At 65.0% G+C, this 11,057-nt stretch carries 13 protein-coding genes; 6 read left to right on the top strand and 7 right to left on the bottom strand.

The features are described from left to right. Nucleotides 1-375 (bottom strand): DUF4062 domain-containing protein (locus tag EV655_RS18205; protein WP_132546776.1); only part of this gene is annotated, 375 nt, incomplete at its 3' end. A gap of 4 nt (nucleotides 376-379) precedes the next feature. After that, entirely contained in the window at nucleotides 380-1,288 is a 909-nt protein-coding gene (gene thyX, locus EV655_RS18200; protein ID WP_132546775.1) for an FAD-dependent thymidylate synthase, read from the bottom strand. A 149-nt stretch (nucleotides 1,289-1,437) separates the two neighbouring features. Between thyX and EV655_RS18195 the strand changes: the two genes are divergently transcribed. Then, nucleotides 1,438-1,866, top strand: coding sequence for a VOC family protein (locus tag EV655_RS18195; RefSeq protein WP_132546774.1), 429 nt, complete (start codon nucleotides 1,438-1,440; stop codon nucleotides 1,864-1,866). Between the two features lie 18 nt (nucleotides 1,867-1,884). Here EV655_RS18195 and EV655_RS18190 read toward each other — a convergent pair whose 3' ends face one another. The 3 genes from EV655_RS18190 to EV655_RS18180 form a co-directional block, all read right to left on the bottom strand. Further along, entirely contained in the window at nucleotides 1,885-2,382 is a 498-nt protein-coding gene (locus EV655_RS18190; protein WP_132546773.1) for a MarR family winged helix-turn-helix transcriptional regulator, read from the bottom strand. 81 nt (nucleotides 2,383-2,463) lie between these two features. Continuing rightward, nucleotides 2,464-2,721 (bottom strand): FAD assembly factor SdhE, encoded by a 258-nt coding sequence (locus EV655_RS18185; protein WP_132546772.1) that lies wholly within the window; start codon nucleotides 2,719-2,721, stop codon nucleotides 2,464-2,466. A gap of 2 nt (nucleotides 2,722-2,723) precedes the next feature. Beyond that, complete coding sequence (locus EV655_RS18180) at nucleotides 2,724-3,140, bottom strand: helix-turn-helix domain-containing protein (protein ID WP_132546771.1); 417 nt, start codon at nucleotides 3,138-3,140, stop codon at nucleotides 2,724-2,726. A 90-nt stretch (nucleotides 3,141-3,230) separates the two neighbouring features. On the opposite strand from EV655_RS18180, the gene EV655_RS18175 reads away from it, so the two are divergent. Both EV655_RS18175 and EV655_RS18170 read left to right on the top strand, forming a co-directional pair. Then, nucleotides 3,231-4,433, top strand: a complete 1,203-nt coding sequence (locus EV655_RS18175) for a pyridoxal phosphate-dependent aminotransferase (protein WP_132546770.1) — start codon at nucleotides 3,231-3,233, stop codon at nucleotides 4,431-4,433. Nucleotides 4,434-4,444: 11 nt separating this feature from the next. After that, nucleotides 4,445-4,843, top strand: a complete 399-nt coding sequence (locus tag EV655_RS18170) for a hypothetical protein (RefSeq protein ID WP_132546769.1) — start codon at nucleotides 4,445-4,447, stop codon at nucleotides 4,841-4,843. A gap of 21 nt (nucleotides 4,844-4,864) precedes the next feature. On the opposite strand, the gene EV655_RS18165 is transcribed toward EV655_RS18170, so the two are convergent. Beyond that, a complete protein-coding gene (locus EV655_RS18165; RefSeq protein WP_132546768.1) occupies nucleotides 4,865-6,229 on the bottom strand; it encodes an MATE family efflux transporter in 1,365 nt (454 codons plus the stop codon). 168 nt (nucleotides 6,230-6,397) lie between these two features. On the opposite strand from EV655_RS18165, the gene EV655_RS18160 reads away from it, so the two are divergent. Continuing rightward, complete coding sequence (locus tag EV655_RS18160) at nucleotides 6,398-7,168, top strand: redoxin domain-containing protein (protein ID WP_165905404.1); 771 nt, start codon at nucleotides 6,398-6,400, stop codon at nucleotides 7,166-7,168. Between the two features lie 13 nt (nucleotides 7,169-7,181). On the opposite strand, the gene EV655_RS18155 is transcribed toward EV655_RS18160, so the two are convergent. Next, the gene (locus EV655_RS18155) at nucleotides 7,182-7,778 is read right to left on the bottom strand and encodes an SAM-dependent methyltransferase (protein WP_132546766.1); all 597 of its coding nucleotides are present in this window, start codon (nucleotides 7,776-7,778) and stop codon (nucleotides 7,182-7,184) included. 426 nt (nucleotides 7,779-8,204) lie between these two features. On the opposite strand from EV655_RS18155, the gene parE reads away from it, so the two are divergent. Then, on the top strand, nucleotides 8,205-10,169 hold the full coding sequence (gene parE, locus EV655_RS18150) for a DNA topoisomerase IV subunit B (protein WP_132546765.1): 1,965 nt from the start codon (nucleotides 8,205-8,207) through the stop codon (nucleotides 10,167-10,169). Nucleotides 10,170-10,172: 3 nt separating this feature from the next. After that, on the top strand, nucleotides 10,173-10,946 hold the full coding sequence (locus tag EV655_RS18145) for a hypothetical protein (protein WP_132546764.1): 774 nt from the start codon (nucleotides 10,173-10,175) through the stop codon (nucleotides 10,944-10,946). Nucleotides 10,947-11,057: the final 111 nt, after the last annotated feature.

Below are 11,057 nucleotides of genomic sequence, written 5' to 3'. Positions count from 1 at the left end.
CAATGCCCTCGGCACCGCCGAGATCGTCCGCGTGGCCTGAACCGGAAGGGGCAAGGGGAAGTCATGCCTCAAGCCACCTTTATGCAACAACGCCGTTCCAGAACCATAAATTCCGGTATCAGTTCCGAATCTGGCAGCCATTATACCGAGATAAACATCATACTCCTCAATCTGATCATTTATTGCTTCTTGGCTTCTGCCGCTTTTCTGAGGAACCGTGTGAGACTCCCAAGTAATCGGCTGGATTCGGAAACCTAAACGGCGACCAACGTCTAAGTTTATCTCCTCACAAACCTCTGAAACCGCGCCTCTTTCCAAGACCACATCACCGGGAGAAGAAACAAAAACCGATATCTCCTGAATCTTTTTGGGCATGGAATTACCTTCCAATAACTTCCTCAAACTCCCGCCATTCCCCCTTGGACATGCCGGAATTCTCCTGCGTCACCGTCTCGCCCTTCAGCATCCGGCGGACGCACTCCATCGCGGTCGCCGACAGGTTGACCCCGCCCATACGGTAATCGGCAAAGGCCTTGTAGGCCAGCGGCACCCAGTCGGCGACGATCTCGCACATCACCTGGGCATAGACGCGGATTTCGTATTGCGCGTGCACGTCGGCGCGCAGCCGCAGGAAGTGGAAGAGGTTGTGCAGGTCGGTCTTCCAGTACCATTGGGTGTAGATGTTGGCGGGCAGGTTCATCCGGGCGAGTTCGCGGGCGAGGCCCTTTTGGCCTTCGGTGGACAGCATCGCCTCGTAATTGTCATAGGCCCGCGCGGCGTCGGTCTTGAGGATGTCGAGGACGCGGGCGGCCTCTTCGCCCTCCAGCAATTCGCCGCGGCCCTGGTTGTTGACGGTGGATTGGGCGGCCAGCGCGTCGGGGGCGGGGATGTAGAACTCGCGGTCGAGGATCGAGTAGCGGGCGGAGTATTCGTTGACGTTGGCGGTGCGGTGGCGGATCCATTGGCGGGCGACGAAGACCGGCAGCTTGACGTGGAACTTGACCTCGCACATCTCGAAGGGGGTGGAGTGCCAGTGGCGCATCAGGTAGCGGATCAGCCCCTCGTCATTGCTGACGGCCTTGGTGCCCTTGCCATAGGAAACGCGGGCGGCCTGGCAGATCGCGGCGTCGTCGCCCATGTAGTCGATCACCCGGATCAGGCCGTGGTCGAGCACCGGGTGGGCGGTGTAGAGGCGCTTTTCCATACCGGGCGCGGTGGCGCGCAGCGTGGGCGCGGTCTGGCCGCGCTGGGCCTCGATCTCGGCAAGCTGGTCTGGGGTGAGCGGCATGGCGCGGTCCTTTCGCGGAAGACGAGTCGGGAACCACTATATCTATGCGGGTGCGGGCAGGAAACAGCCAGATGATGTGAAACGCCGCCGCACGGGATTGGCCCGGGGGGCGGCACGTGCCAGGGTAGGACGGCGACAAGGAGGAACGGATGGACATTCGCTATCTGCACACGATGGTCCGGGTGAAGGACCTGGACGCCTCGAAGGCGTTTTTCGAGCTGCTGGGGCTGACCGAGACGCGCCGGATCGACAGCGAGGACGGGCGGTTCACGCTGGTCTTCATGGCGCCGCCGGGGCAGGAGGAGTGCCCGGTGGAGCTGACGTACAATTGGGACGGGGACGCGGGGTTGCCGTCGGACAGCCGGCATTTCGGGCACCTGGCCTATGCGGTCGGGAACATCTACGAGATGTGCCAGCACCTGATGGACAATGGCGTGACGATCAACCGCCCGCCGCGGGATGGCCGGATGGCCTTCGTGCGCAGCCCCGACAACATTTCGGTGGAACTGCTGCAGAAGGACGGGCGGCTGCCGCCCGAGGAACCCTGGGCGAGCATGCCGAATACCGGGCATTGGTGAGGCGGGCCGGGGACCCGGTCAGTAGATGTAGCGGATCTGGTCGGTCCAGTAGCGTTCCATCCGCTTGAGCGCGTCGGCGATGTCCTTGAGGCTGTCGCCGGTGACCACGCCGCGTGCCACCATCCCATCGGCATGGCGTTCGAAAAGCCCGGCGACGATGTCGCGGACATCGCGCCCCTGCCGGGTCAGCCGCACCCGGACCGAGCGGCGGTCGATCTCGCAGCGCTGGTGGTGCATGTAGCCCTTTTCCACCAGTTTCTTGAGGTTGTAGCTGACGTTCGAACCCTGGTAGTAGCCGCGGGTCTTCAGTTCGCCGGCCGTCACCTCGTTCTCGCCGATGTTGAACAGCAAAAGCGCCTGGACGGCGTTCAGTTCGATCACCCCCAGCCGCTCGAACTCGTCCTTGATCACGTCGAGAAGCAGCCGGTGCAGCCGTTCGACCAGCGACAGCGAGTCGAGGTAATCGGCCATCACGCCCGACTTGCCGTTGGTTTCGATGGGGGAATGGATACTCATCTGTCTCTCCGCCGTTCGCTTGCTGAACGAAGAGATACGGAAACAGTCGCGAATATTCGGTTAAAGCGTGAAAAAAGCGAGCTAACCGGCTGTGCGAGCGGTCAATTCCGCGACCAGAACGGCGAATCGGCCGGGTGGCGCGGCCTGGCCAGTGACCCATTGGTAGAGGTCGTGATCGTCCTCGGCCAGGAGCGCGTCGAACGCATCCAGCGCCGCCGCGTCCATGCCCGCCAGATGCGCGTCGGCATAGCCTCCGAGGATCAGGTCCATCTCTTTCGTGCCGCGCCGCCAGGCGCGGATACGCATGCGCTTGCGGCGGTCTTCGATCGCTTCGCCCATGGTCAGCCATGCTCCTTGAGGGCGCTGCGCAGACGCTTTTCCAGGACCCCCAGCCGGTCCGACAGGCGCCCCATGTCGGATTTCACCTGGCGGATCTCGGTCAGGATGGCGCGCACATCGCCGGGAATCACCCCCTGCTCGGCGGGGCCGTCCAGCCCGTCGCCCTGCCCGTTGATGAGCCACATCATCGACACGTTCAAGACGCCCGCCAGCATCTGCAACTTGTTCGCCCGCGGCTCGGCCAGGTCGTCCTCCCAGGCGCGGACGGTTTTCAGCCGGACGCCCAGCCGCTTGGCCAGTTCGGTCCGGGTCATCCCCAGCGCCTCGCGCGCGCCGGCCATGCGGTCGCCGAAGGTGGCGGTCTCGTCGGAATACCAGTCCGAGGCGTCGGTGGTGGCGTCGGTCGTACTGTCGGTCATCGCGGACCCCCCTTTGGGCAAAGGCGCTTGAACGGTGTTGGGCGGAACCCTATGAGAAAGGGAAATCCCTTTCAAACCGGAGCCGCCGCCATGCCCTTTCTGTCCGACACCCTCGCCCGGGTCAAACCTTCGCCGACGATTGCGGTGTCGACCAAGGCGCGCGAGTTGAAGGCGGCGGGCAAGGACGTGATCGGGCTGGGCGCGGGCGAGCCCGATTTCGACACGCCGCAGAACATCAAGGACGCCGCCAAAGCGGCCATCGACCGGGGCGAGACGAAATACACCGCCGTCGATGGCCTGCCCGAGCTGAAGGCGGCGATCTGCGCCAAGTTCAAGGCCGATAACGGGCTGGACTACGCGCCGGCGCAGGTGACGGTGGGCACCGGCGGCAAGCAGGTGCTCTACAACGCGCTGATGGCGACGCTGAACCCCGGCGACGAGGTCATCATCCCCGCGCCCTACTGGGTCAGCTATCCGGACATGGTGCTGCTGGCGGGCGGCACGCCGGTGATCGTCGAGGGCGGCGCCGAGACCGGCTATCGCATCACGCCCGAGGCGCTGGAAGCCGCGATCACGCCGAAGACCAAGTGGTTCATCTTCAACTCGCCGTCGAACCCGACGGGGGCGGGCTATACGCGCGCGCAGTTGAAGGCGCTGACTGATGTGCTGATGCGGCATCCCCATGTCTGGGTGATGTCGGACGACATGTACGAAAAGCTGACCTATGGCGATTTTGAGTTCTGCACGCCCGCCGAGGTGGAGCCCGGGCTTTATGACCGCACGCTGACCTGCAACGGCGTGTCCAAGGCCTATTGCATGACCGGCTGGCGGATCGGCTATGCCGCGGGGCCGGCCGGCCTCATCAAGGCGATGGGCACCTTGCAGTCGCAATCGACCTCGAACCCCTGTTCGATCGCGCAATGGGCCGCGCTGGAGGCGCTGACCGGGCCGCAGGACTTCATCGCGTCGAACAACGCGGTGTTCCAGCGCCGCCGCGACATGGTGGTGGACATGCTGAACGCGGCCGATGGCATCACCTGCCCGGTGCCAGAGGGGGCGTTCTATGTCTATCCGTCCATCGCGGGCTGCATCGGCAAGACCTCGGCGGGCGGCGCGAAGATCGTGGACGACGAGGCCTTCGCCACCGCGCTGCTGGAGGAGAAGGGCGTGGCGGTGGTGTTCGGCGCGGCCTTCGGAGGCTCGCCCGCGTTCCGCATCAGCTATGCCACCTCGGACGATCTGCTGAAGGAAGCCTGCACGCGGATCCAGGATTTCTGCGCGTCGCTGACCTGACGGAGGCCGCCATGGCCAGCGATCTGCCCGAGTTCTATTTCCGCATCCGTGAGAACGGGGCGCTGGTGTTCCGGGTCGACTGCGCGAACCGGCAGCAACGGATCGAGATGGAACAGATCGCCGCGGTCAACGTGAAGAACGGCGAGGTCCGGCCGCAGGGCGACCGGATGCTGACCGAGGCGGAACGGCTGGCGATCGAGGAATGGCTGGCCGACCGCCGCGCGATCCTGTCCGACCGCGAGGTCGACGACATCCTGCGCACGGTCGACCACCTGAACCTGACCACGCAATGGGCCCAGTCCCGCGCCAGCGACGACGACCTGGACCGGGTGACCGACCCGCTGCTGCTGGCGATGCACGACCTGCGCGCCGTCCTGGTGCGCCGCAAGGCCGAGCGGATGGCAGACTGAGGCCGGGGCGCGCGGGGCGGGTCAGCCCGCAAGGCCCGCCTGCCGCCGCGCCAGCCCCAGCCAGAATCGCGCCATCATCGCCACCCCCGCCACGGCCAGCCCCGCAGCCAGCCCCAGCCAGACGCCGACCCCGCCCCAGCCCAGCCCGAAGCCCAGCGCATAGGCCACCGGCAGGCCCACCAGCCAGTAGCTGACCGCGGCGATCGCCAGCGGCACGCGGGTATCCTGGACCCCGCGCAACAGCCCCAGCGCCATCACCTGCGCCGCATCGACCAGTTGGAACAGCGCCGCCGCGGCCAGAAGGCCGGTACCCAGCGCGATCACGGCGGCACGCTCGGGGGCGGCGGGGTCAAGGAACAAGCCGATCAGCGGCCCCGGGAAGGCAAGGAACGCCACCACCGTCGCCGCCACCATCGCCGCCGAAACCGCCAGTGCCGCCAGCGCGCCGCGCCTCAGCCCCGGCGCGTCGCGCTGCCCGACCGCGCGCCCGGCCAGGATCGTCGCGGCGTTCGACAGGCCCAGATGCACCATGAACACCGCAGAACTGATCTGCAGCGCGATCCCGTGCGCGGCCAGGGGCAGCGCGCCGAGCCAGCCCATCATCACCGAGGACGCCGCGAACAGGCCTACCTCGGCCAGGTTGGTCAACCCGATCGGCCAGCCCAGGCGAAAAACCCGCGCCAGCGCCTCGGCATCAAGGCGCCAGAACCGGCGGAACAGCGTGTGCTCGGGCGTGGCGCGGATCGCGTAGAACACCAGCGCACCCATCGAGGCGACCTGCACGATCAGCGAGGACAGCCCTGCGCCGCGGATGCCAAGCTGGGGAAAGCCCCAGGCGCCAAAGATCAGGACGTAGTTGCCCAGCGCGTTCAGCCCGACCGCGGCCAGTGTCACCCACAGCACAACGCGGGTGCGTTCAAGCGCCGCGAGATAGCTTTTCAGCACCATCACGACCAGTGCCGGCACCATGCCAAGGCCATGGATCGTCAGGTATTCCTGCGCCAGGCGGGCAAGCCCGGGCGGCTGGCCGGTGGCGAGAAACAGCCGCTCGGCCATCAGGAAGACCGGATAGGTCAGAAGCCCGAAGCCGATCGCGATCCACAGCCCCATGCGGGTGACGCGGCGGACCTGCGCCTCTTCGCCCGCCGCCGCGGCGGTCGCCACCAGCGGCATCAGCGCCCAGGCAAAGCCCGAGCCCAGAAGGAACAGCACGAAGAACAGCGCGCCGCCCAGCACCTCGGCGGCCAGCGCATCGACATGGTAACGGCCCAGCATGATCGCGTCGGTCAGCCCGATCGCGAACTGCGCCAGATGGCTGCCGATCAGCGGCAGGCCAAGCACGAGCAGGGCGCGCAGGTGGTGCGGGAATCCGGATCTGTCCGCCATGGCCCGGCTTAGGCGGGCGCGGCCGCCGGAACAAGGGGCACCGTCCGGTGTAAAGGCCTCGTTAGGGATTGCCCGCTAGTGTCAGGTCCGCGCCGAGCGCGAGTCGCGAGCCTGGCCCGGATGGGCACAGGCCGAAGCCGCCGCCGCCCGGACGCAAAGGAGCCGGACATGTCGATATTCCACCCGTCTGGGCCACAAGATGGGGCGCAGATCGCGCTTCACCTGCCCCGGAGCTATCGCATGACCGTGCCCTGGCTGCCGCGGATCGGCGACATCTTTCCAGATTTCTCGGCACCGACGACAAAGGGGCCGCTGGACTTCCATGCCTGGGCCGAGACCGGCTGGACCGTGCTGTTCGGCCAGCCCGGCGCCTTTACCCCGGTCTGCACCACCGAACTTGCCAGCTTTGCCGCCGCCCAGGGCGATTTCGCCGGCCGCGGCACGCGACTGATCGGCCTTTGCGTCAATACCTGCACCGAGCTTGAGGACTGGTGCACCGATATCGGCCGGATTTTTGGCGTCAGTGTCGATTTCCCGATGATCGGCGACCGCGACGGGATGCTGGCCGAGGCGTTCGGGATGCACCATCCCAAGGACGCGGGCCCCGTGCCGATCCGCAAGACCTTCATCCTTGACCCCGCGCTTCACGTCCGGATGATCCTGAGCTATCCCGCGCGGATCGGACGCAACACCGAAGAGACGCTGCGCATCCTCGACGCGCTTCAGGCGCAGGACCGGCTGGATGTGGCCACGCCCGCCGACTGGGTGCCGGGGGCGGATTTCCTGGTGCCCGCAAGTTTCGACCGCGCCCGGGCGGATGCGGTGTTCGGCGATGACTGGACCGAGATCCGGCCCTATCTGCGGGTCGTGAACGCCCAGATGCACGACCCCGCCAGCCGGCCCGGGAACGTGCTGCGTCCGCCGACCGCGGCGGACTGAACGCGCGCCCGGATCAGGCGGGGCGGCGGGCCACCAGGTCGACCAGCGCCGCGCGGCCCCGGTGCCCCCGGCCCTCGGCGATCTCGGCGTCGTAGTCGCGCAGCGCGAGGATCTCGAACTCGGCGAAACGTGCGCGCAGCATGTCTTCGGTATACATCTGCGCCGGGTCGGACGGCCCGCCCGTGCCATAGCCCGCCTGGCGGGACGCGAAGCCATGCAGCAGGATCAGCCCGCCCGGCCGGACCGCGCGCCGCATGCCGCGCAGGATCCGGTCCTGCACGGCCCGGGGCGCGAACTGGATGAATACCCCGATCACCGCATCATAGGCTCGGGCGTCCCAGTCCCAGTCCGCGATGTCGGACAGGTGGAACGCGACCCGGACGCCGCGGGCCGCGGCCAGACGGCGGGCCTTGGCGAGCGCGTTCGGGGCGGCGTCCATGGCCGTGACGTCGAGCCCCTGCCCCGCCAGCCAGACCGCGTTCCGCCCCTCGCCCTCGGCGACCGACAGGACCCGCGCGCCGGGCGTCAGACGAGCGGCCTCGCGCCGCAGGAACGCTGCCGGTTCGGTGCCGTAGACATAGTCCTTGCCGGAGAAACGCTGGTTCCACATCGGTCAAACCCTCCTGCCCGGGCGGGGTACCGCCCGGGCAGGAGGGACGCAAGATGCGCGCCGGGAGGCTTGGTCGTCGCGCGCCTTGCGTAAGCGGGGATGCGGCCTGGTCTTCTGCGCCTCGTGGCGGCAGAGCGGCATCCGTTCTTGAAGGGGTATTCTCCGGCGTCCGGAACCTGGGCGGGCAAGCCGCGGGGCGCAGAACGCGTCACGGCGGGTGCGCCAGGATCGGCGAAGGGTGGAGTCGATTCGTCCATCGTGTTCCCCTTGTTCGCCTTAGAATGGATCCAAAATGACGTTACGTCCACTTTCTTGAGGCCGGTCAAGACCCGCCACAAGCAGACTCTACACCTTGCGGGCCATTGCCCCCCTGCCCCCAAACCTGCGATACTGCCCCACAGGCCGACAATCAGGACGCGAACAGCCATGCCCGCCGACGACCTTCTCTCCGGTGCGACCGGAGCCGACAGCTACGACGCTTCCTCGATCGAGGTGCTGGAGGGGCTGGAGCCCGTCCGCAAGCGCCCCGGCATGTATATCGGCGGCACCGACGAACGCGCGCTGCACCATCTGGTGGCCGAGGTGCTGGACAATGCCATGGACGAGGCGGTGGCCGGCCACGCCACCCGCATCGAAGTGGAGATGCACGAGGATTTCTCGGTCACGATCCGCGACAACGGCCGCGGCATCCCGGTCGATCCGCACCCCAAGTTTCCCGGCAAGTCCGCGCTGGAGGTGATCCTGTGCACGCTGCATGCGGGGGGCAAGTTCTCGGGCGATGCCTACCAGACCTCGGGCGGCCTGCATGGCGTGGGCGTTTCCGTGGTCAACGCGCTGTCCGACCGGCTGCGGGTCGAGGTGGCGCGCAACCGCGAACTGTTCGCGCAGGAGTTTTCCCGCGGCATCCCGCAGGGGCCGTTGCAGAAGCTGGGGGCGACGGCCAACCGCCGCGGTACCACCGTCACCTTCCACGCCGACGACCAGATCTTTGGCCACCATCGGTTCAAGCCCGCCCGCATGCTGAAAATGGCGCGGTCCAAGGCCTATCTGTTCTCGGGGGTCGAGATCCGCTGGAAATCGGCGATCCCCGATGGCGACACGCCGATGGAGGCCAGCTTCCACTTTCCCGGCGGCCTGTCGGACTATCTGACCGAGACGCTGGGCACCGCCGCCACCTATGCCGAGCGGCCGTTTGCCGGCAAGGTCGACTTCAAGGCCAAGTTCGGCGCGCCGGGGCTGGTGGAATGGGCGATCAACTGGACGCCGTCGCGCGACGGGTTCATCCAGTCCTATTGCAACACCATCCCGACGCCAGAGGGCGGCACGCACGAGGCCGGGTTCTGGGCCGCGATCCTCAAGGGCATCCGCGCCTATGGCGAACTGGCCAACAACCGCAAGGCGGCGCAGATCACCCGCGACGACCTGCTGACCGGGGGCTGCGCCATCGTCTCGACCTTCATCCGCGAACCGGAATTCGTGGGCCAGACCAAGGACCGGCTGGCCACGACCGAGGCCGCCCGGATGGTCGAGGGCGCGGTCCGGGACCATTTCGACAACTGGCTGGCCAATGACACGAAATCGGCGGGCGCGATCCTGGATTTCCTGGTGCTGCGGGCCGAGGAACGGATGAAACGCCGCGCCGAAAAGGAAACCCAGCGCAAGTCCGCCACGAAACGGCTGCGCCTGCCGGGCAAGCTGGTGGATTGTTCCGCCACCGCGCGCGAGGGGACGGAACTGTTCATCGTCGAGGGCGACTCGGCGGGGGGCAGCGCCAAGATGGCGCGCGACCGCAGGATCCAGGCGCTGTTGCCGCTGCGGGGCAAGATCCTGAACGTGCTGGGCGCGGCCTCGGCCAAGATGGGCCAGAATGCCGAGATCAACGATCTGGCGCAGGCGCTGGGCACCGGGATCGGCACGCGGTTCAACATCGACGACCTGCGCTATGACAAGGTCATCATCATGACCGACGCCGACGTGGACGGCGCGCATATCGCCAGCCTGCTGATGACCTTCTTCTTCACCCAGATGCGGCCCCTGATCGACCACGGCCACCTCTACCTCGCCTGCCCGCCGCTGTTCCGGCTGACGCAGGGGGCGAAACGGGTCTATGCGCTGGACGAGGCGGAAAAGGCGATGTGGCTGGAGAAAGGGCTGGGCGGCAAGGGCAAGATCGACGTCAGCCGCTTCAAGGGCCTGGGCGAGATGGACGCCAAGGACCTGAAGGAAACCACGATGGACCCGGCCAGCCGGAAACTGATCCGCGTGTCGATCGACGAAGACGAACCCGGCGAAACCGCCGACCTGGTGGAGCGCCTGATGGGCAAGAAACCGGAATTGCGGTTCCAGTATATCCAGGAGAATGCGAGGTTCGTGGAAGAGGTGGATGTTTGAGGCATGAGAACAAAATGGATTTCGATTAAGAAGCTTAAGGCACATGAATTCAACACAACCCTGCGAAAATTGCACAGGGGTGAGAACACGTGGGCGCGGCGCTTCGAGATACTGAGCGCGCTTGAGGAAAATGCAACTCAGCACTTCATCAAGATTTGCGGTCAAATCTTGTTCGCCTATCTTATAGTCACATCTCTACGAACGGAAAACCTTCTGCAAATCAAGATACAAGATTTTGAAGCCTCAGTTCCAGTTGCGTTTTTCCTCATGGTGAGCAGCTATATTTTTCTCCTCGCGAGCATTTCATTCTGCCATCTATCTGTAGCAATGTCATTAAAGATTGGAGAAGTCGGGAGATTCTTACTGCCGGGGTTCTCCACAAATGTTTACAGCCTGCTAAAGGGAAAGAAAGATGATATCTCTCTTGGACTTTCTGAATATCAAAACCCATTCATTTCCGAAAGACTGCCGGTCTCAAGAATTTTGAGCATGGCAATTTTGCTGTGTATACTGGGTTCACTTATTCCCTTAGGGGCATTCGGATTTTTCATACTACAACAACAAACTATTTTACTATTGAGCGATAATATAAATGCGGTAGAGCGAACTTCCGCAGCATTCTGGTGCCTGTTAACATCCCTGAGCTTTGTTTATGTTACTGTTTTCCATACACCCCTACCAGTCAAAAAGAATAAACGCCAAATTCGATGGAACTTTCTCTGGTATCTTCCAAATGGAGTTCATCCACGTATTGATTCTTGGCTAAAAGACAAATAGTAAGCGTAGGGTCGGTCTTGCAGTTACCCACAAGTTGGTGCGGTGAATTGATTCATCTGCCAGCCTTGGTCTTGGCGACGACACTACGGTCATGATTCGTCATGTGGCACC

The sequence above is a fragment of the Rhodovulum euryhalinum genome (genome assembly GCF_004342445.1).
GTDB classification, from domain to species: Bacteria; Pseudomonadota; Alphaproteobacteria; order Rhodobacterales; family Rhodobacteraceae; genus Rhodovulum; species Rhodovulum euryhalinum.
This window is presented reverse-complemented; position numbering and strand designations above follow the sequence as displayed.

Excerpts from the sequence above, each read along its gene's own strand:
- EV655_RS18160 (WP_165905404.1), top strand. The coding sequence starts at position 6,398 with ATGTCGATATTCCACCCGTCTGGGCCACAAGATGGGGCGCAGATCGCG.
- EV655_RS18195 (WP_132546774.1), top strand. The coding sequence starts at position 1,438 with ATGGACATTCGCTATCTGCACACGATGGTCCGGGTGAAGGACCTGGAC.
- EV655_RS18175 (WP_132546770.1), top strand. The coding sequence starts at position 3,231 with ATGCCCTTTCTGTCCGACACCCTCGCCCGGGTCAAACCTTCGCCGACG.
- EV655_RS18165 (WP_132546768.1), bottom strand. The coding sequence starts at position 6,229 with ATGGCGGACAGATCCGGATTCCCGCACCACCTGCGCGCCCTGCTCGTG.
- EV655_RS18180 (WP_132546771.1), bottom strand. The coding sequence starts at position 3,140 with ATGACCGACAGTACGACCGACGCCACCACCGACGCCTCGGACTGGTAT.
- EV655_RS18170 (WP_132546769.1), top strand. The coding sequence starts at position 4,445 with ATGGCCAGCGATCTGCCCGAGTTCTATTTCCGCATCCGTGAGAACGGG.
- EV655_RS18190 (WP_132546773.1), bottom strand. The coding sequence starts at position 2,382 with ATGAGTATCCATTCCCCCATCGAAACCAACGGCAAGTCGGGCGTGATG.
- EV655_RS18185 (WP_132546772.1), bottom strand. The coding sequence starts at position 2,721 with ATGGGCGAAGCGATCGAAGACCGCCGCAAGCGCATGCGTATCCGCGCC.
- thyX (WP_132546775.1), bottom strand. The coding sequence starts at position 1,288 with ATGCCGCTCACCCCAGACCAGCTTGCCGAGATCGAGGCCCAGCGCGGC.
- EV655_RS18145 (WP_132546764.1), top strand. The coding sequence starts at position 10,173 with ATGAGAACAAAATGGATTTCGATTAAGAAGCTTAAGGCACATGAATTC.
- parE (WP_132546765.1), top strand. The coding sequence starts at position 8,205 with ATGCCCGCCGACGACCTTCTCTCCGGTGCGACCGGAGCCGACAGCTAC.
- EV655_RS18155 (WP_132546766.1), bottom strand. The coding sequence starts at position 7,778 with ATGTGGAACCAGCGTTTCTCCGGCAAGGACTATGTCTACGGCACCGAA.